We start from the raw sequence: 22,356 nt of genomic DNA on the forward strand, positions 1-22,356 counted from the left end.
ACCTAGTGATAAAGCATTGAATCTATTGGGTTTTAACTGTGTTGGGTTTGTGTTGGGTTGCTGTTTCTTGTGTTGGGTTGGTTTTCTTGGGGGGCACACTCATGAATGACGAAGCCGAGCGCCTACAAATGATTGAAGGGCTGATGCAGCATTGGGGAGAGCGGCGGTCACTCCTCGGGCATCAGGCCGGATTGGGCAGTCAAATGGGTAGCATCATGGAATGGAAGGGCGCAGCTCCCCGTGGGGGAGTTGCTGGGGCGAGAGTGCTTATTGGTGGAGCGGGCTTAGATCATTCGGCGGCGGAGATCGATGCGGCAGTTGCGGAGTTGGAGCGTCGCGACGAACGCGGGGCAATCCTGGCGAAGCTGGCCACTTATCGGTATCTGCATGGGGCAACAATCCGTGAGCAAATGCGCGAGGTCGGGCTGGCAGAAGGTGCCGATCGGACCTACCGGAATTGGATCAAAGCACTGCATCTGCAGGTGCTGGCCATCCTGATGGCTCGATCCGGGCCTAACAGACGACATACCGTTCGTCGGTTCAATATGCAACATGTGCGCAACATCGACGCTACATAGTCACCACATTGCGACGAACCGAAAATAGCCCCTTTTCGGTTTTTCCGGTGGCATGTACAAAGGCGTCACGATGTCAAAAGTGCGCTTAGGCGCTCCCCTACAAGTACTGTGCTGTGCAATCCGCTCCGACCTGTCGGCGCATTGAGAACCCTGCCACCCGGCGGGGTTTTCTATTTCCGGTGCCGTGCTTTGCCAATGAGGCTTACATGAACAGCGAGCAACAAACGTTAGCCGAACTGCCGATCTGGATGGTGATCGTGCTGTCCCTGGTCGGTGGTGTTTCGGGAGAGATGTGGCGGGCGGATATGGCGGGTGCTCGCGGTTGGGGTCTGATCCGCCGGTTAGCGTTGCGCTCTGGTGCCTGTGTGACCTGCGGTCTTTCGACCAACATGCTGCTGTACGCGCTTGGCGTTTCAGTGTGGGCGGCGGCAGCGGTAGGTTGCTTGGCTGCGATGGCCGGGGCCGATGTTGCGATCAACCTCTATATGCGCTGGGCCGCCAAGCGTCTGGGCGTGAGCGAGATGCCTCCGCCCAGTCACCCTGGTGCCGGTTAAGACATGCGCTTCTGTTTAGCCGTCAGCCTCATTGATGTTGACTTTGAGCGTCCTCGCGAAGTAGCCGCGATGCTCTACAGCCTCGATAACCTCTTTCCTGTTTAGTCCCAAGGGGAGGCTACCGACTTCGCTATCGACTTGGTTTGGTCGTTCAAGCCCATTCAGAAAATTAGGTTGAAGATCTTCAAGCTGATTGATGCTTGTGCCGCGCTTCACGATCAGAAGTCTCTCAAGCGCCTGATCGCGGTAGATATCGAACTGCATTTTCAAGTCCTTTTTGATGGGGCGTCGGAACGATGCCGCCAACCGGACTTGTTACCACGACTGCTCTTATTTTCACAGCTCACCAATCTGTGAGCTCAACCTACCTGTGAGGTGCTTATGACTCAGAAAACTTACACCGTGTTTCTGCCTGATCGTCCCTTGCCCATTTGTATCGAGGCTGACGATTTCGCTCCTTTGGGTTGCGAGCTGGTTCTGCGTAAGGGCGACGAAGCGGTGGCGCGTACTTCTGATCGCGGTTTTGTGGTTCGTACCGACTTGGCCCGTGAGTCTTGTGCAGACGCTGAGCTGCTGCCATGGCAGTTGAAGCGTCCGACCGTGGAGCCAATTGCGCCAGGTGCCATTGCGGAGATCAAAAGTCATCCTGCCCCAGTGTGGCCGTTTATGGCTGGTGTAGGCGCGGCGTTGGCTTGCCTCTATGGGGTCGGCAGCTGGTTGGTGTGATGAAGTGCCCCGGCCCTTGCTGGCTAGGGCCGGGGACCCTGGCGATATGGCCAGGGTACGGGGCAGGAAACCCGCGGTTCTTTGTTAGCGGAAGGTTCACCAGCTTAGTGAACTGCGGTGAACTGGTTAACCCCCTGAATTCATTGGGTGAACTGGACATTTTGACATGACCCACCTGACGAAATCGGAGTTCGCCGCCCGGCACGGATGGTCGAAATCCTACGTTTCAAAACTGGCCAAGCAGGATCGCCTGGTGTTAACCGCCGACGGTAAGGTCGATGTAGAAGCCACAGAACTGCTGCTGGCCGAATCTGCCGATCCGAGCAAGGCGGCTGTCGCCGCTCGGCACGAGGAGCACCGTGTCGAGCGGGATGTTCGAAGCCAGCTCCAGCCCGGCCCCGGCCCATTTGCGACGCTTCAGCCAGATTCGCCGTCCGTTGGGGCTCACAACTTCCAGAAGGCGAAGGCGCACCGCGAGTACTACCTTGCCCAACTGGCTGAAGCAGAGTTCAACAAGGTCCAGGGCAACCTGGTCGAGCGGCAGGCTGTAGAAGATGCCGCTTACTCTGCGGGTCGTATGCTTCGCGATCAGTTTCTCGGCCTTGCGCCACAGCTGGCCGCCGAGCTAGTCGCGATGAGTGATCCGTGGGACATCGAGAAACACCTCATTGACGCCTTCCGCCGCGTCTTCACCGAGGTCGGCAAGATGAACAGCGCCGACCTTTCGCAAGCCATTACACAGAGCTGAGCCTATGCCCACCGGATACGCAGACGGTGCCGAGGTGTACCGCGAAGCGTATTGCAGAGGGCTGAAGCCTGACCCAGATCTGTGGGTCGACGAGTGGTCGGACGAGTACATGCGGATCCCGCGTGATACTGGCGCCGCAGAGCCTGGCAAGTACCGCACCGCGCGTACACCGTACGCCCGCGAACCCATGCGCTGCCTGTCTCCAGCCCATCCGTGCAAGCGGGTGGTGACCAAGGTCGCATCGCAGCTGATGAAAACGCAGATTGCCCTAAACTGGATCGGGGCGCTGATACACATGGCACCGTCAAACATCTTGACGCTACTGCCCAGCCTGGGACTAGCCAAGCGGGTGTCCTCGCGGATCGGTAAGACGATCGATGCTACGCCCGAACTCAAGGCGCGTGTGGCGGCTAACCGCTCCAGAGATGCCCGCAACACCATGGACACCAAGGAGTTCGAGGGTGGCACGTTGTTCGCCACTACGGCTGGCTCGGCTGCCAACCTGTCCGAGCTGTCGGCGCGGTACATCTACGGCGATGAGGTTGATCGTTGGGATGTCGACGTTGACCAAGAGGGCGACCCCATCAAGCTGGCCGAGGCCAGGGGCAGTACCTTCGGCCGCAATGCCAAGTTCTATTTCTCCAGCTCACCGCTCATCAAGGGGGCGTCGCGGATCGACGACCTCTTCATGATGGGCGATCAGCGCCACTTCTACGTGCCGTGCCCGACCTGTGGGCACATGCAGGTGCTGAGCTGGGACCGCCTGCTGTACTCGCCTGACTTTAGCACCGTTCACTACCAGTGCGCAGGGTCGGATTGTGATGTGCTGATCGAGGAGCACCACAAGAGCGAGATGCTGGCAAAAGGCGAGTGGCGCGCGCATGCGAAAGGGGACGGCGAGACGGTGAGCTTCCAGCTCAACGCGCTGTATGCCCCGCTGGGCTGGCACTCGTGGACGATGTTGGCCCGCGAGTTCGAGGAAGCCAAGCGCGCCCAGGACCGCGGCGATCTGGAGCCCATGCAGGTGTTCTACAACACCCGCCTGGCTGAGGTCTGGGACAGTGCGATCGAGCAGACCAAGGCCGAAGTACTGCAGGCCCGCGCGTTGCAAGAAGACTACGTGCTCGGCACATTGCCAGTGGGAGCGCTTGCGTTGACGGCCTCCGTCGACGTTCAGGCCAACCGCCTGGAGCTGATGGTCATGGCCTGGGGCGCTGGCATGGAACGCTGGGTGGTCGATCACCAGGTGATCCCCGGTGACCCGGCCGACGAGCGTACCTGGGCGCTGCTCGATGACCGCCTCAAGATTCGCTACCGCCACCCTTGTGGGGTAAGCCTGGCGATCTTGGCCACTGGCATCGACTCCGGCGGCCACCACACCCACGAGGTCTACCAGTTCACCCGCGTACGCCGTTGGCGCAACGTGTTTGCGCTCAAGGGGGCGAGTAAGCCGGGTCGGCCTGTTATCGCCCAGCGGCCGTCGCAGGTGGACGTCACTTGGAAAGGCCAGACCGAACGAAACGGTGCTGAGTTGTGGATCGTTGGTACCGACACGGCCAAGGACTGGATCTATAACCGCTACAGCTTCGAGAAAGGCCCTGGTGCGCTGCACTTCGCGAAGGACCTGCCGGACGAGTTCTTCCAGCAGTGCGTGGCCGAACGCAAGATCGCCCGCTACGTGAAGGGCTATAAGCGGATCGAGTGGGTCAAGAGCAAGGCCGAGCGCAACGAGGCGCTGGACCTCATGGTGTACAACCTGGCCATGGCCAACTTCCTCGGCCTGCACCGGTACGGCGAACAAGACTGGGACAAGCTGCGGCAGGCGCTCGCGCAGGCCAGCCTGTTCGATCAAGGCGAGCAGCAGCCAGCCCGGCCTCAGGCCCGCGAGCCGGTGGCAGGTGACCAGGGTGAAGATGATCCGCCGCCACCGACTGCACCGGCGCCGTTCAGGCGAAGCGAGCCACCCCCACAGCCGGCCCCACGTGCCGCGCCCCAATCCATGCAACGCCGCAGCTCCAGCAGCGGCTACCTGAAGAGACGCTGACATGGCTTACACGAAGGCAGACCTCGCCACCGTCGAGCGTGCGATCGCGCGTGGTGAAAAGATCGTTCGGTACTCGGATCGTACCGTCGAATATCGAACGGTCGATGAGTTGATCAAGGCCCGCGACCTGATCCAGTCTGAACTGGTGAGGGCCGCCGGGCCGCGCTCGCGCGTGACTCGCCTCTACCATGGGGGCAAGGGACTGTGAGCGGACGTTATATGTCCCTCGGCCGTTCGGGCATCTTGGTGCCCGAGCGGATCAAGGCCAGCTACGAAGGCGCCGCCGAGGGACGGCGCTCATCGGGGTGGGATGCGCCGGACACCGGCGTGAACAGCTTGATCATGCCGGCTTTGCGCAACCTGCGTTCCCGCTCCCGCAGCGCGGTCCGCAATGACCCATACGCCGCCAACGTCATCGACAAGCGGGTCAGCAACCTGATAGGCACCGGCATCACACCGCATCCGCAGTTGGCGGATAAAGAGGTGCGCAGGACGATGCAGGTGCTGTGGGAGGATTGGGTCGATGAGGCTGACGCCGATCAGCTCACCGACTTCTACGGTCTCCAGGCCTTGGTGGCTCGCACTGTGGAGCAGTCAGGCGAATGCTTCATCCGTCTGCGCCCGCGCCGGCTGGAGGATGGCTATGCGGTGCCACTACAACTGCAGTGCCTGGCGCCGGAGTTCGTCCCTCACGATAAGTTCGAGATGACCCGTTTTGGTAACGTCATCCGCGCCGGGATCGAATTCAACGGCATGGGCCGGCGGGTGGCGTACTGGTGTTACCGCGTCCACCCCAGCGACAAGTCCTCACTGAATGTTGGTTACAACCAGTTGGTACGGGTTCCGGCCGAGCAGATGCTGCACATCTTCGAGCCGTTGGAACCGGGGCAATTGCGCGGTGTGCCGCGCTTGGCGCCGGTCCTGAAGCGCTTGCGCAGCCTGGACAACTTCGACGATGCGGTGCTGTTCCGGCAGGAGGTGGCCAACCTGTTCGCAGGCTTCGTGCGCAAGCCTGCGCCGGACGGTCGGCCACAGCTTGATCCCCTCACCGGTGCGCCAGTCGACCTCGACCGGGATGGTTTTACCCCCATGGTGGGGCTGGAACCCGGCACCGTGCAGGAGCTGGGGGCCGGCGAGGAGATCGAGTTCTCCGACCCACCGGACGCCGGCAACAACTACCGCGACTTCATGCGGCAGCAGCTGATGGCTGCTGCTGCCGGCACCGGCTTGCCTTACGAGTTGATGACCGGCGACATGCAGGGCGTGAACGACCGCGCGATCCGCGTGGTGCTGACCGAGTTCCGGCGCCGGCTGGAGCAGCTGCAGTTCCAAGTCTACGTCCACCAGTTATGCCGCCCGGTTCGGCAAGCCTGGTTGGATATGGCGGTGCTGGCTGGGGCACTCGACCTGCCGGATTACTCGCAGCGGCGCCGCGAATACCAGCGCACCCGCTGGGTGCCGCAAGGCTGGGCCTACATCCACCCCGTTCAAGACGTCCAATCCCGGCAGATGGAAATCGCTGCCGGGTTCACCACGCGCAGCGAGACTTGTTTGCGCAACGGTACTGATGCCGAGGTGGTGGACGAAGAAAACGCCGCCGATCTCGCCCGGGCGCAGGGCCTGGGTATCAAGTACAGCACTTTGTCGGCGGTCGATGACGATCCCGACGAGAAGGAGAAAGCATGAACCCCCTGAAGCCCCTCCGTATTTTCAACAAGGCGCCAACGCCGCAGCCCGAAAACGAGCAGCACTGGTACCGCATCAGCGCTGCGACCGAGGCAGAAGGTGCTGCTGGCGCAGAGCCAACCCCGATTGAGATCTACATCTATGGCGAGATCGGTGGCTGGGGTATCACCGCCAACCAGTTCATTCGCGACCTGAAGGCGATCGATGACGGTGTCTCGCCGGTACAGGTGGCCTTCAACACCAACGGCGGCGACCTGTTCGAGGGTGTGGCCATCCATAACGCGCTGAGCCGCCTGGGCGAGCGCTGCACCGCTCGGATCGATGCCTTGGCGGCGAGCGCGGGTAGCGTTGCGGTTTGCGGCGCTCACCGAGTGGTGATGGCGTCGAACGCGATCCTGATGATTCACAACCCCTACACCTGGATCGAAGGTGACGCCGAAGAGCTGCGCCGGGTGGCCGATGTGCTCGACCAGGCTTTCGAGGTGATCATCGCGGCTTACAAGGCCAAGTCGCCTGACATCGATGAAGCCGAACTGCGCCGCCTGGTCAACGCCGAGAGCTGGCTCACCGCCGAGGAGGCGCTTGCGCTCGGGCTGGTTGATGAAATTGGCAGTGGCGTGCAGGTGCGGGCATGCCTGGGAAATGGCGCGGCCATGGCCCGGTACCAGAAAACCCCGCAGACGTTGCTCGATCAGTTGGCCAACAAGCCGCCGGCAGCCGACCCGGCAAAGCCGCCTGCGCCGACCAAGCCTAACATCGCCGACTCCACGGCGCTGGCGCTGATAATCACTCAGGGCTGTTCCAAGGCGGGTATCGGCAACCTGGCTGAGACGCTGATTGCGTCGACCAAGCTAACTGATGCGGCCACGGTGCAGGCAGCGCTTAAGCAGGCTAAAGGCGTACACGATCTGTGTGTCGCGGCGCGGTTGCCTGAGCTGACCAAAGAGTACGTCGCTGCCGGCCTGGATGCTGACGCGGTGCGGGCGCGACTGTTCGAGAAGATTGTCAGCTCCGGTAAGGGCTTCGAGATCAACAACGCCCTGCCGCCGGCTGACGACGATCAAGAGAAGGTCAAGGCGCAACTCCCCAATCCATCCAACATCTGGGCTGCCCGCCGGCAGGCCGCCAACAAAGGAGCACGACCATGAGCACCATCCACCAGGAACCGGTCCACGCCGGTGAATTTCTGCTTTCTGAAGGTGCCGGGAAAATCTCCCGCGAAGCCATCAACATCGTCGCTGGCCCGGCCATGGTTGCTGGCCAGTTGCTCGGCCTGGTCACCGCAAGTGGTGAGTTCGCTCCCTACAACCCCGAAGCTGAAGACGGCAGCGAGAACGCAGTCTGCATCCTGTTCGCACCGCTCGGCGAATCGGACGTCTCACGACGTGGGCGCGCTGTGGTGCGACTGGCCGAAGTCACCGAGGCGCTGTTGACAGGCCTCGACGGCGATGCGGAAAAGTCCTTGGCGGCGCACTTCATCATCCTGCGTTGACCTGACCCCTTTTTTTGTCCAACCCCGCCTTGAGCGGGGTTCTTACTTTCTGGAGTTCCCCATGGCTGAGATTGCCATTTTTCAAGATGATGCTTTTGGCGTTGCAGCCCTGACTGCGGCCATCAACGAGCAAGAGTACGTGCCGGGCCGCCTGGCTGCTCTCGGGCTGTTCCGCGAAGAAGGCGTCCCGACCCTGACCGTTCAGATCGAAAAGGACGGCGATACCCTCGCCCTGGTGCCTGCTGGAGAGCGGGGTACCTCCGGTTTGGTGGTCGCTGGCAGCAAGCGCAAGCTCATCCCCTTCAACACCATTCACCTGCCGCAACGGTTCTCGATCAAGGCTGACGAAATCCAGGGCATTCGAGCGTTTGGCTCTACCACTGAGCTGCAGGCCGTTCAGGCGGTTGTGAACAAGCGCCTGGGCAAGGCCCGGAGCCAGCTGGACGCCACCCACGAGTATCATCGCATGGGCGCAGTCAATGGCCAGGTGCTCGACGCAGACGGCTCGTCGGTGCTGCTGGACATCTATAAAACCTTCGGTGTGTCCCGGCAGACGCTATCGATGGGCCTCAACGACCCGAACGCCAACATCCAGGCTCAGTGTGTAGACGCGCTGGATATGCAGGAAGACGCGCTCGGCAATGTCACCACCACCGGCGCGCGTGCGTTCTGTGGCAAGACCTTTTGGAAAAAGTTGATCTCTCACCCGTCGGTGGTCGAGACCTACAAAGGCAGCCAGCAGGCCGCCGCTCTGCGGGGTGATGGGCGAGAGGGCTTCGAGTTCGGCGGCATCAGTTGGGAGCGCTATCGCGGCAAGGTCGGTGGCAAGGCCTACGTTTCCGATGACGAAGCCCGCCTGGTCCCAGAAGGTGTCTCGGACTTGTTCCTGTCGATCTACGCGCCCGCGGACTACATCGAGACAGTCAATACCGAGGGCCTGCCGTACTACAGCAAGATCGAGGAAATGCCTTTCGGGAAGGGCATTGACGGCGAGGCGCAGTCCAATCCGTTGCACATCTGCACCCGCCCCCGTGCTGTCCTGCGCCTGACGCTCTGATCATGGCCTTCCGAGACCTGATCAACGACGTGGACGACGTGGTGTTCGACGTCCTAGGCGACTTGGCGCAGATCGACGGCCGCCCAGTTCTCGGGATGTTCTCGGCGCCCTGGCTGCAGCCCAAGCTCGGCCAAATCAGAACCGCTCTGCGTGAGCCGCATCTGGTTATCAGGGTTGGCGATAACGCCGGTGTAGAGGTGAAGCAACGGGTTGTGATCGATCTGCCGCCAGAGGACGGTGGCGGAACCTACACCATCGCGGGCAGCGAGCCTGGTGGCGATGGTCTTGTAACGCTGATCTTGAGGAAGGCGGTATGAGTGTTGGTAGCTATTACAAGCAGTCAGCCAGCAGCGGGTTGATCTCGTTGCAACTGGACCCGCAGGCGCTCAAGGGCTTTCAGGATTTCACCAGACTGGTCCCCAAAGCTGCCCATGCCGCGCAACGACGGGCAATCAACAAGACGTTGCGCTGGCTTCGAACGCACGTCGCCCGGGAGGTAGGCCGCCAGGAGCGAATCGCTATCGCGGCGGTGAGGCAGCGGCTCAGGGCGTTCCCGGTGTCAGGGAGCGGTCCGGGCAAACTCTGGTTCGGCATCAACCCCATCGAAGCCAGTCGAGCGGGTAGGCCCCGGCAGAGCCGGACTGGCGTTTCTGTGGCGGGCCGCAAATACCAGGGCGCGTTCTTCAAGACCGTGTACGGCGGCAATCCGGATATCTGGATCCGTACTGCAAGCAAGCACTTCGACGCGGACAGCTACCCGGATAGCGAGGTATCAGGGGGCGGTGGACGACGTTCTGGTTGGATCTCGGAGAACGACAGTCGCTTCCCATTGGCCAAGGCGAAGATCTCCCTGGAGGACGTCCGGCCTCACTTCGAGGCATGGACCAATCGCGCGCACGAGCGCCTGGTAGTCGTCATGGAGCAAGAGCTGAACTTTGAATTACAGAAGTACCTTCGGAGGTCGGGCAATGGATGAGGATTTTATTCCACTAGGCCAGGTGTACGCGGCCATGGAACAGCACATCAGGGAAGCCATTCCAGGCTTGCAGTATGTCGGGACCATGCCGAGCGGCATCGAGGTCGTCCCACCGCCTGCAGTGGTGCTCGAACTGGCAGGATTCGAAAGTGCCGAAGAGGACCCGGGGACGGGGCAGGCTGCGGTCGATGCGCGTTTTGAAGCGCGAGTGCTTGTACCGGGGGAGGAAGACAACTGCTTGCACATTGCTGCATTTGTGGCTGCTCAGTTGGCTGTGCTGCTCCGCATGCAGTCGTGGGGCTTACCGGTGAGGTTCGCTGAGTTTGTGCGGGCCGAGCGCGATTGGAGCAGGCCAGAGCTGGACGGCTTTGCAGTCTGGGTGGTCGAGTGGACTCAGATCATTTACCTGGGCGAGGAGGAGTGGCCGTGGCCCCGAGAGCCCGGCCCGGTGCTGTTCGCCGTCGACCCTGACAGCGGGGAGGGGAAGGAGCAGCACTACCAGCATCCGGAGACCATGGAATGAGCTACCCGACTGCGCAGCATGACCGGATGATTTCCGACCAGGTAATCAAGGGGTATGTGGTTGCCGTGGACTTGGTGGCCGGGAGGCTGCGCATGACGGACGGCAGCGACTGGGTCAGTGCATGGGTGAAGTGGCATGCCCTGGCAGCCGGCAAGGCCCGCCATTGGCGGTCGCCAAGCCTGGGCGAGCAGGGCGCGCTGATCAGCCCGAGCGGTGACCCTGCCCAGGGCACATTTGTGCCCGGGCTGTATGGCAATGCGGGCCCGCAGCCTGACAACCGCGACCATGTCGAGGTGTGGCGTTTCGATGATGGCGGCTCGCTGGTCTACGACTGGGAGGCTAATAGCTACACCATCAAGCTGCCCACGGGCACGGTCAGCATCGAGGTCGGCGGCAGCAAGGCGGTGATCACCGCCGATACGATCAGCGCCAAGACCACGACGATGACGGCCGAGGCGCAGGCCGTCACGATCAAGGCGCCGTCGATCACCTTGGAAGGTGAGGTTCTGATCAAGGGCGCGTTACGCGTAACGGGCGATATCAATGGCGGTGGGATGATCATCGACACCGCCGGCAACACGGCAAATCACAAGCACTGACAGCCCGCTCATGCGGGCTTTGTCTTATCTGGAGAACGCCTTATGGCTGACAAGAAATCAGTTTCAACCGATGAGGCGCCTGCCTCGGAGGCAACCGGCGCGACCGTTGTGGCTCACCTGGCTGCAGCCAGGGCAGGGGCACAAGTCACCTTCGCCGACACCGTCTACACCTCGCGCTCGCTTTACCTGGCCAAGGGCGAGGACCTGCGCGAGTTCAAGGTGGTGGCCAAGCGCGTCAGCGTGCCGGCCGACGACGCCGAGGCGCTGGCCTTCCTGGCTGATCACCCTGAGCTGCAGCGGCTGGACGGCTGACCATGATCGGCCTGGATCGCCGCACCGGCGAAGCTATCTCGGGCCTTGACCACCTGCGCCAATCCATCGAAGACATCTTGACCACGCCACTCGGCAGTCGCCGCATGCGGCCGGAATACGGCAGTAAGCTGCGGCGTTACGTCGACATGCCGGTCAACGGGGGGTGGAAAAGCGCGGTGCAGGCCGAGGTGGCGCGCTCGTTGGGCCGCTGGGAGCCGCGCTTGAGGCTGGAGCGGGTAGTGGTCACCTCGGTGCTTGATGGGCAGATCGGCATGACGCTGACCGGCGAATACCTGGGCAGCACCGCCGTCATGGAGGTAACCGCATGATCGACCTTTCCCTGCTGCCCCCGCCCGACGTGGTGGAGAGCGTGGATTTCGAGGAGTTGTATCAGGAGGTACTGAGCATCTTCCGCGAGTTCATGAAAGACCAGTGGACTGCGGCGCTGGAATCCGACCCGGTGGTCAAGCTGATGGAGGTCATGGCCTACCGGGAAATGCTCACTCGCGCTCGGGTCAACTCGGCGGCCAAGGCAAGCTTGCTTGCCTTCGCGCGGCGCAACGATCTGGACAACCGTGCTGCGGACTATGGCGTGGAGCGCTTGACGCTTCGCGCTGAGGATCTGGACGCAGTGCCCCCGGTCGAGGCGGTGATGGAAGACGACGATGCGCTGCTGTACCGCACACGGCTGTCGCTTGAAGCCTTGTCTGTCGCTGGCAGTAGCGGGGCATATGAGTACCACGGGCTCAGTTCTTCGGCGGAGGTTGCCCAGGTGTCAGTCGACTCGCCGAGATTCTCCGGGGTCGAGGTGGCCCCGGCGCTTAGGGCTCAGTTGCCACCGGGTGCAATCGTCCTTGTCTGCGACTACGACGCCGGCCTAGCCAACCCGCTGCCGGGTGACGTCTCGCTGGCTGTATTGCCTACGCTGGCCAGCACGACACCGCCTGAGCAGTTGGTGGCGGGTGTGCTTAGGAAGCTGTCGTCCGAGGACGTTCGGCCAATCACTGATCGGCCACGTGCGCAGCTAGGTGTGCCTACTGACACGAGTGTGGAGGCAGTGCTGTGGGTGGAAGATGGTCCCGACCCTGACGTTGTCGCCAAAGCAGCTCGCAAAAGCTTGGATCTTGCGATTGCTGGGGCGCGGCGGCTCTCGGGCCAGCTCTCCTTGTCGTCGGTTTACGCGGCGTTACACGTAACGGGCATTACCCGCGTAGACCTGCTCAAGCCTGTGGAGGGGTTGGTGTGTGACAAGCGGCATTACCCCCGTGCCACTTCGATTGTGCTGACCACGAAGGTGATGGCATGAGCCTGTTGCCGAACAACGCGACCCAGTTAGAGCGTGCCCTGGAGGCGGCCGCCAACCTTGGCCTTGACCCGGACATTATCCGAGGCGTGGCCGACTCGGCGCGCTGCCCGCCGAACTTCCTGCCCTGGCTGGCTTGGGCGTGGAAGGTCGAGGGCTGGGAAGCGGCTTACACCGACGAGCAGCGCCGCGCGCTGATCCGCGAGGCGATTCCGGTTCACAAGACCAAGGGCACGGTCGGCGCAATACGGCGCGTGCTCAAGGCCGTGCGGGTCAATGCGGATTACAAGGAATGGCGCGAGATCCCTAATGCGGCGCCGTACACGTTCCAAGTTACGGCTTGGGCCAACGAGAACCGGCCGGGCGAAGGCTCGATCATTTCGCCGCAGTTGGAGGAGCGCTTGCGCGCTCTGGTCGACGCGACCAAGAACGAGCGAAGCCACTACACCTTCCGGCTCGGCGCCCGGTTCGACGGAGGTCTGGCCGCTGCCGGGGCCAGTCAGGGGCAACTGCTGCACCGCAAGACGGTAGAGCCTGCGCCCGTTCCGGTTGACCCCTCGGCGCAGGCCCTGCAGTTCGCTAACGCCACTCAGGCGCGGGGGCTACACCGGCAGACGATGGAAATGCCGGTGGTGCCGATTCCGCTTTCTGAGCAGGCGCTGCAGGTGGCCAGCGTTACCCATGCGCGCGCTGTGACTCGGGGTTATGCCCAGGCGCAGCCCGTCCCGATCAATGCAGCGGCCACCGTATCGGTCGCCAATTCGCTGCGTACCCGTATCGTCGTGCGGGGCACGATGGAGGCTGTTTTATGAGTACCCCTTTACAACCGGTGATCACCAAGAAAGGTCTGGCGGCGGTCTGGAATGCCACCAGCACCGGCCTTTCTACCGAGATCACCCACATTGCACTCGGCACGTCGGGCTACACGCCGACCAAAGAGCAAACCGGCCTGCGTGCCCAGGTGGCCAAGTACCCCATTGCCGGCGGTGAGAGGCTGAGTGACAGCCTGATTCACATCACCGCCATCGCTGATGGCCCGGCCGCGTTCTGGGTGCGTGAAATCGGCTTTCTGTTGGCCGATGGCACGCTGTTGGCGGTCTGGTCGCATGCGACTGACGCGCTGACCTACAAACCAGCCAATACCGATTTGCTGCTGGCCTACGACCTGTCCTTGACGGCGCTGCCGGCGGATAGCGTGACCATCGTCAGCAGCCCGGCGGGCCTGAACCTGTCTTTGGCGGCGCCATTGGCGGCCATGGCCAGTGCCCTGGTCGGTGAGCAGCTGCGCAGCCTGCAGCAGCAGGATCAGATCACCGATCTGGCCCGGCAGCAGCAAAGCACCGCCGAGCAGATGGCACGCCAAGTGGCCAGCCTTGCCGAGCGTCAGGGCACGGCCGAGTACCGGCATGCTGTCGACCATGAGGGAGCGCTGGCTGTCGGCATTCGCGCGGTCGAGGCGGTGCTGAGTGAGCAACTGCGCAGCCTGGACCTGCAAGACCAGATCGCGCTGCTGAGTCGGCAATTGCAGCTGGTCAGCGAGCAGGCCGAGCGCCGCGACGTGCGCCTGGCGACGACTGAGCGTCGGCATGAGGTCGACCACGAAGGCCTGCGCAGCATGGGTATAGCTGTTGCAGAAGCCACCCTTTCCACCCAAACCCAACTGACCCAACACATCAACGGAGCATAAGATCCTATGAGTCTCGAAACTGAAATCGCTGGCCTCACCAGCAAGGCCACCGCGCTGCTCGACTACTTCAGCACCTTCAAAAGCGCGGCCGCCAAGGCTATTGCCGATGCGGTTACCGCTGCGCCGGCTATCTCGCGCACCTTCTACATCAACCCGCAGACCGGTGACGACAACGCCCTTGGTAACGCGGACACCCCCTTTAAGACCCTCGCCCGAGCCATTGCGGCAACGCCGAGTGGCGGTGTGGGTGATTTCATCCTGCAGGGCGACTACACCCACGGCGAGGCAGCCTCGGTGGGCAGCCGCCGCATCATCGTTCGCGGTGACAACGTGGATGCCAACACCCGGAAACTCATCTTGAACGAGTACCTGGGTGCCAATGGCATGAAGCGATTCGGAGGGTTCCAGGTCAACATGGGCGGCTCGCTTGACTTCGCCGATATGACCGTCTCGCTGCCTGATTCTGCGGGTGGTCTGTCGGCGGCTCAGGACGCTTACTACTCGATGACCTATGCCGGCGGCAGCAAGCTGCCAGGCTTCATTCCGATCAAGTTCTACAACGTGGCGTTCGCCCTGCGTGGCACGTTCACCGGCAAGATCGTTGGTTCTGGCCTCCCTTGCGTGTCGCTGAGTGCGGTGAACTGCACCATCCCTTCAGCGCTTGAGGGTTACCTGGTTCAGGGCGTGGCGGCTGGCAAGGACCCGAACACCATCCCTTGGCTGACAACCAACATCACCAAGCTCTAACCCTTCTGAATCTGAGGTCATCATGCGTAAAGACAACCTGAACGTGACGTTCAACGGCAACAACTACAACGGCTTTGAATTCGCTTTGCTGCCGCTCGGCGCCGCACGCCTGTGCGCGGCCCAGCAGATTGAAGACTCGGCCGACAATGCCCGTGTTTCTGTGGTCGGCAACTCGCTGCGTGTGGTCGAGTACCAACTGGCCGAGCAAGAGGCCCAAGCCTTCCAGGCGGCTGGCTTCGAGGGTGAGGTGCCCGCCACCGTCCAGGCGTGGGTCGACGCGGCCGGTCTTGAGCCGCAAGCCGCCGCCGAGAACATCTTGGCAGAGGCTGCCAAGTGGAAAGAGGCCCTTTATGCGATTCGCGCTGCCCGCTTGAAGGGCAAGCAGCAGGCGCTCAAGGCGGCCACTCACGACGAGGCCGAGGCCATTGCCGACGCGGCCATTGCCGCGATCAACGCAAGCGTGGTCGGTGTCGGCAACGCCTGACCCGCAAACCGCCTTCCTTGAGCGCCCCGACTGTCGGGGCGTTTTCGTTTCTGCAGGGCCGCCAAGCGCGGCCCTTGCCTTATCTGGAGCCCACATGGCTGGATTCTTTCACGGCGTTACCGTAACGAACGTCGACACCGGCGCGCGTAGCATCGCGTTGCCTTCGTCCTCGATCATTGGCCTGGTCGACACCTTCACCGAGGGCGGTACCGCTACGGCCAAGTACAACGACCTGGTGCTGATCACTAACGAGCGCGAGGCGGTGGCCGCGTTCGGCGAGACCTCGGCCATCACCAAGGCCTGCCGGGCCATCTACACCCGCGCCAAGGCGGTGATCGTCTGCTGTGGCGTGGCCAAGGCGGTCGACGCGGCCGCACAAACCTCCTCGATCATTGGCGGCGTGCTGGTCAGCGGAAAGCGTACCGGCCTGCAGGCGCTGTTGGACGGCAAGAGCCGTTTCAACGCCCAGCCGCGGCTGATCATCGCGCCCAAGCACAGCGCCACTCAGGCGGTGGCCACCGCAATGGATGCGCTGGCCGGCAAGCTGCGCGCTGTGGGCATTCTCGATGGTCCCGGCACCACCGACGAGGCCGCCATGCTCTACGCCAAGAACTTCGGTTCCAAGCGCTTGTTCATGGTCGACCCCGGCGTGCAGCAATGGGACACCACCGCCAACGCCCCGGTCGACGCCCCGGCCTCGGCTTGGGTGGCCGGTCTGTTTGCCTGGACCGATACCGAATACGGCTTCTGGGCCTCGCCGTCCAACAAGGAATTCGTCGGCATCACCGGCACCACTCGCTCGGTCGAGTTCTTGGACGGCGACGACACCTGCCGGGCCAACCTGCTGAACAACGCCAATATCGCGACCATCATCCGCGACGACGGCTATCGCCTGTGGGGTAACCGAACCCTGTCGAGTGATGCGAAGTGGGCCTTTGTCACCCGCGTGCGGACCATGGATATCGTCATGGACGCGATCCTGTACGGCCACAAGTGGGCGGTCGACCGCTCGATCACCGCGACCTACGTCAAGGACGTGACCGAGGGCCTGCAGGCGTTCATGCGCGACCTCAAGAACCAAGGCGCGATCATCAACTTCGAGGTCTACGCCGACCCGGTGCTCAACACGGCCAGCCAGCTGGAGCAGGGCAAGGTGTACTGGAACATTCGTTTCACCGACGTGCCGCCGGCGGAAAACCCCAACTTCCGCGTCGAGGTCACCAACCAATGGCTGACCGAAGTGCTCAACGCTGCCGCTTAAGGAGACCCCGACATGGCATTCATTCCCCAAATTCTCTCCAACACCAACCTGTTTGTGGATGGCAAAAGCTTTCAGGGCGATGTGCCCAGCCTGACCCTGCCCAAGCTCACCCTCAAAATGGAGGAGTACCGCCCAGGCGGCATGGATATGCCGATTGAGATGGACGTGGGCATGGAGAAGATGGAAGCCAACTTCACCACCACCGGCGTGCGCAAGGACTCGCTGAAGTTCTTCGGCCTGGCCGACGGCAACGCGTTCAACGGTGTTTTCCGTGGCTCGTTTAAGATCCAGAAGGGCGAAACCCTCGCGGTCGTGGTCACCCTGCGCGGCACCCTGAAAGAGCTGGACATGGGCGACTGGAAGGCCGGCGACAAGGCCGAGCTCAAGCACGGCATTGCCGTCACCTACTACAAGCTCGAAGTCGGCGGCGAGGTCATCTATGAGATTGACCCGGTCGGCATGAAGCGTGTCATCAACGGCACCGACCAGCTGGCCAGCCAGCGCGCCGACCTCGGCCTGTAACCCCCATTTCCCTCGCAACCCTTTCCGAATCAAGGACACCCTTTCATGAGCAAGCCAGCCCCGAAGTTCCTGACCCTGACCGCTGAAAACGTCACCATTCGCCTGTCCAAGCCCACCACCCTCAATGGCGTTGATCAGGCCACCATCACCCTGCGCGCGCCGACCGTGAAGGATATTCGCAGCGCGGGGCAGACCTCTGACGGCGATGATGCGCAGCGCGAGATGAACCTGTTTGCCTCCCTGGCCGAAGTGGGCATCAAAGACCTGGAAGGCCTCGCCTACAAGGACTACAACCGCATCGCCACCGGTTACAACTTTCTGGTGCAAGACGACGAACTGTAATCCCCAGTCGCTCAAGCACGCTGCCAAGCGTCTCGCGGCCGAGCTGCATTTCTCGGCCGCTGAAATCATGACCATGTCGTATGCCGACATGGTCTGGTGGCTTACCGATTGAGCTTGCACAGGGGGTAACCGATGGCAGGCAAGGTAGCGTTATCGCTGGTAATCGGCGGCGCCGTCGCGTCGTCGCTTGGTGCCGCGTTCAAGACCGCCGAAAACGGCATCCAGAAGCTGGAAGCCAAGGGCAACAAGGCCAAGGTGCTGAAAAGCACCATTGGCGAAACCATCAAGCTGCGCGAGGAATGGAAGCGCGCGCACGACAGCGGCGCGGCCGGCGCCGACAAGCTGCTGCGCAAGCTGGACAGCAACCTGGACTCCCTGCGCAAGCAAGGTGTCGAGGTCGGTAAGCTTGGTCGCGAGTACCAGCGGCTTGGACGTGAGGCGCGGGCCGCCGATCTGCAGCTCAAGGGTCACCAGCAGCTGCAGGCGGGCAAGGAATCGCTCAAGTCGAATATCGGCAGGGCGGTGGTGGCCACGGGCGCCGCTGCTGTACCGACGATGATCAGCGCGAACTATCAAGCGATCATCCGTGACATTGCGATCAAGGCTGATATTGCCAACAAGCCCGAGGAGCAGCAGCTTACCCGGACGGTGATCGACACGGCCAAAGACACGGGCATGTCACGCAATGACGTGGCTGACCTGGTCAACCAGTTGGTCGGCGCCGGCATGGAGCTGGACAAGGCGCTGTCGTATGCGCCGGTCGCGGCCAAGTTCGCAGTCGGCCAAGGCGCCTCGGGCGTCGACACCGCGTCGATGATCCAGGCGCTTGAGCAAAACGCCAAGATCAGCGACCCCAAGGTCATGCAGCAGGCACTGGAGGCCATCGCCTATCAAGGCCAGGCGGGCAGCTTCGAGGCCAGCGACATGGCCAAGTGGTTCCCGCAACTGCTGGCCGGCATGGAGAAGAACGGCATCACCGGGCTGGATGCGGTGACCTCGCTGGGCTCCATGCTGCAGGTCCAGATGAAGACCGCCGGCAGTTCCGACGAAGCGGCGAACAACTTCAAGAACTGGATGGAGAAGATTGGCGCCGGTGATATCAAGAAGGCTTACAGCGATGTGGGCATTGATTATCAGGCGTCACTGAATACCGGCCTGCAGAAGGGCATGAACGTCATTGAGGCGTCCATGGCCCTGGCGATGCGTTACGTCGAGAAGACCGACCCGGCCAAGGCCAAGCAGATCAAGGACGCCCAAGCCAAGATCGACAAGGAAGTCGACCCGGAGAAGGCCAAGGCGGCGCTGGAAGCGCTGGAGAAGACCCTGCGCACCGGCGATATCTTCGCCGACATGCAGGTCAAGGCGGCGCTCACCGCCTACGGGCAGAACCGGGGGCTGTACGAAGAACTCAAGGCCGACTCCAAGAAGGCCTCGGGCATCCTCGACAAGAATCTGGCTGAGCGCCGCGAGACGTCGGCGCAGCAGTGGGCCGAGCTGGGCCAGGCGGTGGACGACTCAATGCGCAGCATTGGCGATGCCATCCGCCCGGCCACCGACATGGCGGCGCAGGGGCTGACAAAGGTCGCCCGTGGCATCACCTCCCTGTCGGATCAGTTCCCGTCGATCGCCATGGGGATTGGCGGCATTACAGCGGCGGTAATTGCATTTCTGAGTGCGCGCAGTGCGCTGCGTGTAGGGCGCGGGGTGTTCAATATCGCCATGGGCCGTGGCCTGGAAGGGCTCGCGGGCCGCGCCGGCAAGACCGGGCGTGCGCCGATCAAGCTGCCCAAGACCGGCAACAAGGTGGTCGACACCGGCCTGGGGTTGCTGGGCAAGGTGTTTTCGCCGGGTTCGCAAGTGCCTGGCCAAGCCGATGATGCCGGCGTGGCCGCCAATGACCCGCAGCGCGTATTCGTGGTCAACGCCGATGCAATAGGCGGGATCGGCAGTAGCGTTGCAAATAGCGGCCCCGCAGGGCCTGCTAGGGGTAGTCGCAGAAGTCGCCGCCGGGAGCGACGGCGCGCAGCGCGACAGGGCGCCCCAGTGCGGCCTGCGCCGGCCGTTGAGGCACCCAAGGCGCCCAAGGCTGCCGTGGCCAAGGTTCGGCCGCTGCCTGCAGCGTTGTCGGCCCTGACCGCCACCGATGACCTGGGCAAGGTGGCGCGTTCGGTGCGGGGTATCACCCGCCTGACCAAGCGTCTGCCCGGCGGCAACATCGTGGACGCCGGCACGGCCGCGCTCGATGTCGCGCTGAACGCCAAAAGCCAGGATGAAAAGGCCGAGGGTTACGGCGGCGCCGCCGGCAGCCTGGCGGGCACCCTCGCCGGTGCTGCAGCCGGTGCGGCCATTGGCTCCGTGGTGCCGGTGATCGGTACCGCTGTGGGCGGCGCGGTCGGCGCCGTCCTGGGCGGCATGGGTGGCGAGTCCTTTGGGGGATGGCTGGGCAAACGCTGGTTCGGTGACGAGCCGGCCGACGATCAAGCCGAGCCGGAATCGCCGCCGGCACTGGGTGAAGCGTTACGCGTAACGGTCATGCCAGCCAAGGAAGTCGAGCCGGAGCCCGCCACGGCCCCGGTCAAGGCTGACCCGGCAGTGTCGTATGACCCGCGCGACTCGGCATCGAAAGATCCGGTCGTGCTGCCGGCACTCGCGGCCGACAAGGTGCGTTTCCCTGGTTCTGATCTGGTGCGGCCACCGGCCAACCCTGAGCCGCCGCTTGCAGCGCAGAAGGCGCAACCCGAGCCCTCGGTGCCCAAATTGGGCGATACGGTGCGGGAGGTAGCCAGCCCGGCGCCGGTGGAGCCAGCGGTGTCGTATGACCCGCGCGACCCAGCGTCGAAGGATCCGTTCCTGCTGCCGGCGTTGACGGCTGGCAAGGTACGGTTCCCCGGTGCTGGTTTGGTGCGGCCGCAGGCCCTACCCGAAGCCCCTGCAGCGCCCGAGGCGCAACCCGAACCGTCTACGCCGAAGTTGGGCGATACGGTGCGGGAGGCGACCGTGCCGGCGCCGGTGGAGCCGGCGGTGTCGTATGACCCGCACGACCCCGCGTCGAAGGACCCGTTCCTTTTGCCGGCGCTGACCGCCAACAAGGTGCGGTTCCCTGGTGCTGGCCTGGTTCGGCCGCAGGCCGAGCCCGAGCCGTCGGCGCCCAAACTGGGGGCTGCGGTGCGGGAAGCAGCACCGACCGCGGTACCGGCCAAGCCCGAGGTGTCGTATGACCCGCGCGACCCAGCGTCGAAAGATCCGTTCCTGTTGCCCGCCCTGACGGCCAACAAAGTGCGGTTCCCAGGCGCCGACCTGGTGCGGCCACAGCCTCAAGCCGAGCCGCCGGCCGTACTGGGTGATGTGGTGCGCGAGATGGCCAAGGCCGCGCCGCCGGCGGTCAAACTGCCCGAGGTGGCCCCGGCCGCCAAGGCAGCCGAACCGCCACCGGCGCCGAAGGTGGACAACACATTCACTTTCGCCCCGAACATGCCGCTCACGGTCCACGGTGATGTTAAAGACCCGAACCAATTGCTGAGCGAAATGGCGAACGGTATGCGCGGGCTGTTTGACGCCTGGCAGCGCGAGGTGGCAGCGCGCACGGCCTCGTCCCAGTTGTTCGATCAACCCCACGTTTAAGGAGGGCTTATGGCTTACATGGAGCTGCTGGAGTCGTCACTGTCCAGCCTGGTTGCAGCGGGGGAGGCCGGCCGGAAAAGCGCCGACGGCATGCTGGTACCGCTCAACGGCGCTATCAGCAGCATTACCGGTGCCGCATCCGAGCTGGAGAGCATCCCGTTTCTACCGCCCGAGCTGGGCGCCAAGGCGGGCCGCTTGGTGCGCAGCATCGGCGTGGCGCAAGCCCGTGTCGGGCAAGTGACGTCGATGTACAGCCGCGCCGTATCGGGCGTCAGCCAGGTGCAAGAACGCCTCGGCACGTTCAAGCAGATGGCCAGTAAGGTGTCGTCGGAGGTCGGCCGGGTGGCTGGCAAAATCAGTCCCTCGCTGTCCAACATCCTGCCCAGTGGCGGGCTGCTGGCCTCGGCCACGCCGACGCCGGAGGCTGTGGCGCCGTTCCCGCACCTGCTGATCATCCAGCCGCATGAGCCCAACGAGCAGCCTTACTACTTCAACCTCGGCACGGCCGCGTTTGACGAGTTACGCCGGCAGGCGTCGTTTCGTTGGCAGGGGCAGGAGCGATTGCGCCGGAGTACGGCGCAGCAGGCCGTGGGCCTGGGTGAGGAAAAGATCACGCTCAAGGGTGCGATCTTCCCGAACCATAAGGCCGGGCTCAAGCAGCTCAACACCTTGCGCTCCATCGGTCGCAACCTGCGCGCGCTTAACCTGGTAACGGGCTACGGCGAGGTGCTGGGCGACTGGTGCCTGATCAGTGTCGAGGAAGAACAAAGCCACCTGCTGGCAGGCGGTATCCCCCGAAAGCAAGGCTTCACCTTGGAGTTTGTGAGCTATGGCAACGACCTGCAGAACGTCTGACGGGGATCTGCTCGATGTGATCTGTCAGCACCATTACGGGCACCTCAATGGCACGGTCGAGGCCGTGCTCGATGCCAACCCGGATCTGGCCAGGCAGGCGCAGCCGTACCGCGCCGGCCTGTTGATCCTGCTGCCGGACCTTCCGGCGCCGGCGGTCGAGCTGCTGCAGCTGTTCGGCTAACCCGCGTTACGCGTAACGAACCCCGCCCAGTGCGGGGTTTTGCATTTCTGGAGCCTGC

28 protein-coding genes are annotated in these 22,356 nt (G+C 63.1%); 27 read left to right on the forward strand and 1 reads right to left on the reverse strand.

Going from position 1 to position 22,356, the window contains the following annotated elements; translation table 11 throughout:
- Positions 1–38 precede the first annotated feature (38 nt).
- Both NY023_RS09120 and NY023_RS09125 read left to right on the forward strand, forming a co-directional pair.
- A complete protein-coding gene (locus NY023_RS09120; RefSeq protein ID WP_013971755.1) occupies positions 39–578 on the forward strand; it encodes a hypothetical protein in 540 nt (179 codons plus the stop codon).
- Between the two features lie 206 nt (positions 579–784).
- Positions 785–1,132: a phage holin family protein gene (locus tag NY023_RS09125; protein ID WP_044046940.1), complete on the forward strand. Its 348-nt coding sequence runs from the start codon at positions 785–787 to the stop codon at positions 1,130–1,132.
- Positions 1,133–1,147: 15 nt separating this feature from the next.
- On the opposite strand, the gene NY023_RS09130 is transcribed toward NY023_RS09125, so the two are convergent.
- Positions 1,148–1,396 (reverse strand): hypothetical protein, encoded by a 249-nt coding sequence (locus NY023_RS09130; RefSeq protein WP_044046941.1) that lies wholly within the window; start codon positions 1,394–1,396, stop codon positions 1,148–1,150.
- 117 nt (positions 1,397–1,513) lie between these two features.
- Here NY023_RS09130 and NY023_RS09135 point away from each other — a divergent pair, with 117 nt between their 5' ends.
- The 25 genes from NY023_RS09135 to NY023_RS09255 all read left to right on the forward strand — a co-directional run bounded on the left by NY023_RS09135 (position 1,514) and on the right by NY023_RS09255 (position 22,298).
- Positions 1,514–1,858: a hypothetical protein gene (locus NY023_RS09135; RefSeq protein ID WP_044046942.1), complete on the forward strand. Its 345-nt coding sequence runs from the start codon at positions 1,514–1,516 to the stop codon at positions 1,856–1,858.
- Between the two features lie 166 nt (positions 1,859–2,024).
- Positions 2,025–2,606 carry a hypothetical protein gene (locus NY023_RS09140; protein ID WP_013971757.1) on the forward strand — a complete coding sequence of 194 codons (582 nt, stop codon included), beginning with the start codon at positions 2,025–2,027 and terminating at the stop codon, positions 2,604–2,606.
- A 4-nt stretch (positions 2,607–2,610) separates the two neighbouring features.
- A complete protein-coding gene (locus NY023_RS09145; RefSeq protein WP_044046943.1) occupies positions 2,611–4,650 on the forward strand; it encodes a phage terminase large subunit family protein in 2,040 nt (679 codons plus the stop codon).
- 1 nt (position 4,651) lies between these two features.
- Positions 4,652–4,858, forward strand: coding sequence for a phage head-tail joining protein (locus NY023_RS09150; protein ID WP_013971759.1), 207 nt, complete (start codon positions 4,652–4,654; stop codon positions 4,856–4,858).
- 11 nt (positions 4,859–4,869) lie between these two features.
- The gene (locus NY023_RS09155) at positions 4,870–6,336 is read left to right on the forward strand and encodes a phage portal protein (RefSeq protein ID WP_013971760.1); all 1,467 of its coding nucleotides are present in this window, start codon (positions 4,870–4,872) and stop codon (positions 6,334–6,336) included.
- Entirely contained in the window at positions 6,333–7,484 is a 1,152-nt protein-coding gene (locus tag NY023_RS09160; protein ID WP_013971761.1) for a head maturation protease, ClpP-related, read from the forward strand. Before NY023_RS09155 ends, NY023_RS09160 begins: the two co-directional genes overlap by 4 nt.
- Complete coding sequence (locus NY023_RS09165) at positions 7,481–7,828, forward strand: head decoration protein (protein ID WP_013971762.1); 348 nt, start codon at positions 7,481–7,483, stop codon at positions 7,826–7,828. Before NY023_RS09160 ends, NY023_RS09165 begins: the two co-directional genes overlap by 4 nt.
- A 61-nt stretch (positions 7,829–7,889) precedes the next feature.
- A complete protein-coding gene (locus NY023_RS09170) occupies positions 7,890–8,885 on the forward strand; it encodes a major capsid protein (protein ID WP_013971763.1) in 996 nt (331 codons plus the stop codon).
- A 2-nt stretch (positions 8,886–8,887) separates the two neighbouring features.
- Positions 8,888–9,202 carry a hypothetical protein gene (locus tag NY023_RS09175; RefSeq protein ID WP_013971764.1) on the forward strand — a complete coding sequence of 105 codons (315 nt, stop codon included), beginning with the start codon at positions 8,888–8,890 and terminating at the stop codon, positions 9,200–9,202.
- Positions 9,199–9,861 (forward strand): hypothetical protein, encoded by a 663-nt coding sequence (locus NY023_RS09180; RefSeq protein ID WP_013971765.1) that lies wholly within the window; start codon positions 9,199–9,201, stop codon positions 9,859–9,861. The genes NY023_RS09175 and NY023_RS09180 overlap by 4 nt, the downstream gene beginning before the upstream one ends.
- Complete coding sequence (locus NY023_RS09185) at positions 9,854–10,384, forward strand: hypothetical protein (protein WP_013971766.1); 531 nt, start codon at positions 9,854–9,856, stop codon at positions 10,382–10,384. Before NY023_RS09180 ends, NY023_RS09185 begins: the two co-directional genes overlap by 8 nt.
- Positions 10,381–10,983: a phage baseplate assembly protein V gene (locus NY023_RS09190; protein WP_013971767.1), complete on the forward strand. Its 603-nt coding sequence runs from the start codon at positions 10,381–10,383 to the stop codon at positions 10,981–10,983. The genes NY023_RS09185 and NY023_RS09190 overlap by 4 nt, the downstream gene beginning before the upstream one ends.
- Positions 10,984–11,025: 42 nt before the next feature.
- Positions 11,026–11,295: a hypothetical protein gene (locus NY023_RS09195; protein WP_013971768.1), complete on the forward strand. Its 270-nt coding sequence runs from the start codon at positions 11,026–11,028 to the stop codon at positions 11,293–11,295.
- A 2-nt stretch (positions 11,296–11,297) separates the two neighbouring features.
- Entirely contained in the window at positions 11,298–11,624 is a 327-nt protein-coding gene (locus NY023_RS09200; RefSeq protein WP_013971769.1) for a GPW/gp25 family protein, read from the forward strand.
- Positions 11,621–12,601 carry a baseplate J/gp47 family protein gene (locus tag NY023_RS09205; protein ID WP_013971770.1) on the forward strand — a complete coding sequence of 327 codons (981 nt, stop codon included), beginning with the start codon at positions 11,621–11,623 and terminating at the stop codon, positions 12,599–12,601. Before NY023_RS09200 ends, NY023_RS09205 begins: the two co-directional genes overlap by 4 nt.
- Complete coding sequence (locus tag NY023_RS09210; RefSeq protein WP_013971771.1) at positions 12,598–13,410, forward strand: phage tail protein I; 813 nt, start codon at positions 12,598–12,600, stop codon at positions 13,408–13,410. Before NY023_RS09205 ends, NY023_RS09210 begins: the two co-directional genes overlap by 4 nt.
- Positions 13,407–14,285, forward strand: a complete 879-nt coding sequence (locus NY023_RS09215) for a phage tail protein (RefSeq protein ID WP_044046945.1) — start codon at positions 13,407–13,409, stop codon at positions 14,283–14,285. The genes NY023_RS09210 and NY023_RS09215 overlap by 4 nt, the downstream gene beginning before the upstream one ends.
- A gap of 6 nt (positions 14,286–14,291) precedes the next feature.
- Positions 14,292–15,032, forward strand: coding sequence for a hypothetical protein (locus NY023_RS09220; RefSeq protein WP_013971773.1), 741 nt, complete (start codon positions 14,292–14,294; stop codon positions 15,030–15,032).
- A gap of 22 nt (positions 15,033–15,054) precedes the next feature.
- On the forward strand, positions 15,055–15,516 hold the full coding sequence (locus NY023_RS09225) for a hypothetical protein (RefSeq protein WP_013971774.1): 462 nt from the start codon (positions 15,055–15,057) through the stop codon (positions 15,514–15,516).
- 94 nt (positions 15,517–15,610) lie between these two features.
- Positions 15,611–16,777: a phage tail sheath family protein gene (locus NY023_RS09230; protein ID WP_013971775.1), complete on the forward strand. Its 1,167-nt coding sequence runs from the start codon at positions 15,611–15,613 to the stop codon at positions 16,775–16,777.
- A gap of 12 nt (positions 16,778–16,789) precedes the next feature.
- Positions 16,790–17,299 carry a phage major tail tube protein gene (locus tag NY023_RS09235; RefSeq protein WP_013971776.1) on the forward strand — a complete coding sequence of 170 codons (510 nt, stop codon included), beginning with the start codon at positions 16,790–16,792 and terminating at the stop codon, positions 17,297–17,299.
- A 45-nt stretch (positions 17,300–17,344) separates the two neighbouring features.
- Positions 17,345–17,641, forward strand: coding sequence for a phage tail assembly protein (locus NY023_RS09240; protein ID WP_013971777.1), 297 nt, complete (start codon positions 17,345–17,347; stop codon positions 17,639–17,641).
- Between the two features lie 132 nt (positions 17,642–17,773).
- On the forward strand, positions 17,774–21,262 hold the full coding sequence (locus NY023_RS09245; protein WP_013971778.1) for a phage tail tape measure protein: 3,489 nt from the start codon (positions 17,774–17,776) through the stop codon (positions 21,260–21,262).
- 9 nt (positions 21,263–21,271) lie between these two features.
- Positions 21,272–22,117 (forward strand): phage tail protein, encoded by an 846-nt coding sequence (locus tag NY023_RS09250; RefSeq protein ID WP_013971779.1) that lies wholly within the window; start codon positions 21,272–21,274, stop codon positions 22,115–22,117.
- On the forward strand, positions 22,092–22,298 hold the full coding sequence (locus tag NY023_RS09255; protein WP_010953963.1) for a tail protein X: 207 nt from the start codon (positions 22,092–22,094) through the stop codon (positions 22,296–22,298). Before NY023_RS09250 ends, NY023_RS09255 begins: the two co-directional genes overlap by 26 nt.
- The last annotated feature ends 58 nt before the right edge of the window (positions 22,299–22,356 follow it).

It is taken from the genome of Pseudomonas sp. NBB, assembly GCF_032701105.1.
Classification (GTDB): domain Bacteria; phylum Pseudomonadota; class Gammaproteobacteria; order Pseudomonadales; family Pseudomonadaceae; genus Aquipseudomonas; species Aquipseudomonas asiatica.

Excerpts from the sequence above, each read along its gene's own strand:
- NY023_RS09125 (WP_044046940.1), top strand. The coding sequence starts at position 785 with ATGAACAGCGAGCAACAAACGTTAGCCGAACTGCCGATCTGGATGGTG.
- NY023_RS09130 (WP_044046941.1), bottom strand. The coding sequence starts at position 1,396 with ATGCAGTTCGATATCTACCGCGATCAGGCGCTTGAGAGACTTCTGATC.
- NY023_RS09135 (WP_044046942.1), top strand. The coding sequence starts at position 1,514 with ATGACTCAGAAAACTTACACCGTGTTTCTGCCTGATCGTCCCTTGCCC.
- NY023_RS09140 (WP_013971757.1), top strand. The coding sequence starts at position 2,025 with ATGACCCACCTGACGAAATCGGAGTTCGCCGCCCGGCACGGATGGTCG.
- NY023_RS09145 (WP_044046943.1), top strand. The coding sequence starts at position 2,611 with ATGCCCACCGGATACGCAGACGGTGCCGAGGTGTACCGCGAAGCGTAT.
- NY023_RS09150 (WP_013971759.1), top strand. The coding sequence starts at position 4,652 with ATGGCTTACACGAAGGCAGACCTCGCCACCGTCGAGCGTGCGATCGCG.
- NY023_RS09155 (WP_013971760.1), top strand. The coding sequence starts at position 4,870 with ATGTCCCTCGGCCGTTCGGGCATCTTGGTGCCCGAGCGGATCAAGGCC.
- NY023_RS09160 (WP_013971761.1), top strand. The coding sequence starts at position 6,333 with ATGAACCCCCTGAAGCCCCTCCGTATTTTCAACAAGGCGCCAACGCCG.
- NY023_RS09165 (WP_013971762.1), top strand. The coding sequence starts at position 7,481 with ATGAGCACCATCCACCAGGAACCGGTCCACGCCGGTGAATTTCTGCTT.
- NY023_RS09170 (WP_013971763.1), top strand. The coding sequence starts at position 7,890 with ATGGCTGAGATTGCCATTTTTCAAGATGATGCTTTTGGCGTTGCAGCC.
- NY023_RS09175 (WP_013971764.1), top strand. The coding sequence starts at position 8,888 with ATGGCCTTCCGAGACCTGATCAACGACGTGGACGACGTGGTGTTCGAC.
- NY023_RS09180 (WP_013971765.1), top strand. The coding sequence starts at position 9,199 with ATGAGTGTTGGTAGCTATTACAAGCAGTCAGCCAGCAGCGGGTTGATC.
- NY023_RS09185 (WP_013971766.1), top strand. The coding sequence starts at position 9,854 with ATGGATGAGGATTTTATTCCACTAGGCCAGGTGTACGCGGCCATGGAA.
- NY023_RS09190 (WP_013971767.1), top strand. The coding sequence starts at position 10,381 with ATGAGCTACCCGACTGCGCAGCATGACCGGATGATTTCCGACCAGGTA.
- NY023_RS09195 (WP_013971768.1), top strand. The coding sequence starts at position 11,026 with ATGGCTGACAAGAAATCAGTTTCAACCGATGAGGCGCCTGCCTCGGAG.
- NY023_RS09200 (WP_013971769.1), top strand. The coding sequence starts at position 11,298 with ATGATCGGCCTGGATCGCCGCACCGGCGAAGCTATCTCGGGCCTTGAC.
- NY023_RS09205 (WP_013971770.1), top strand. The coding sequence starts at position 11,621 with ATGATCGACCTTTCCCTGCTGCCCCCGCCCGACGTGGTGGAGAGCGTG.
- NY023_RS09210 (WP_013971771.1), top strand. The coding sequence starts at position 12,598 with ATGAGCCTGTTGCCGAACAACGCGACCCAGTTAGAGCGTGCCCTGGAG.
- NY023_RS09215 (WP_044046945.1), top strand. The coding sequence starts at position 13,407 with ATGAGTACCCCTTTACAACCGGTGATCACCAAGAAAGGTCTGGCGGCG.
- NY023_RS09220 (WP_013971773.1), top strand. The coding sequence starts at position 14,292 with ATGAGTCTCGAAACTGAAATCGCTGGCCTCACCAGCAAGGCCACCGCG.
- NY023_RS09225 (WP_013971774.1), top strand. The coding sequence starts at position 15,055 with ATGCGTAAAGACAACCTGAACGTGACGTTCAACGGCAACAACTACAAC.
- NY023_RS09230 (WP_013971775.1), top strand. The coding sequence starts at position 15,611 with ATGGCTGGATTCTTTCACGGCGTTACCGTAACGAACGTCGACACCGGC.
- NY023_RS09235 (WP_013971776.1), top strand. The coding sequence starts at position 16,790 with ATGGCATTCATTCCCCAAATTCTCTCCAACACCAACCTGTTTGTGGAT.
- NY023_RS09240 (WP_013971777.1), top strand. The coding sequence starts at position 17,345 with ATGAGCAAGCCAGCCCCGAAGTTCCTGACCCTGACCGCTGAAAACGTC.
- NY023_RS09245 (WP_013971778.1), top strand. The coding sequence starts at position 17,774 with ATGGCAGGCAAGGTAGCGTTATCGCTGGTAATCGGCGGCGCCGTCGCG.
- NY023_RS09250 (WP_013971779.1), top strand. The coding sequence starts at position 21,272 with ATGGCTTACATGGAGCTGCTGGAGTCGTCACTGTCCAGCCTGGTTGCA.
- NY023_RS09255 (WP_010953963.1), top strand. The coding sequence starts at position 22,092 with ATGGCAACGACCTGCAGAACGTCTGACGGGGATCTGCTCGATGTGATC.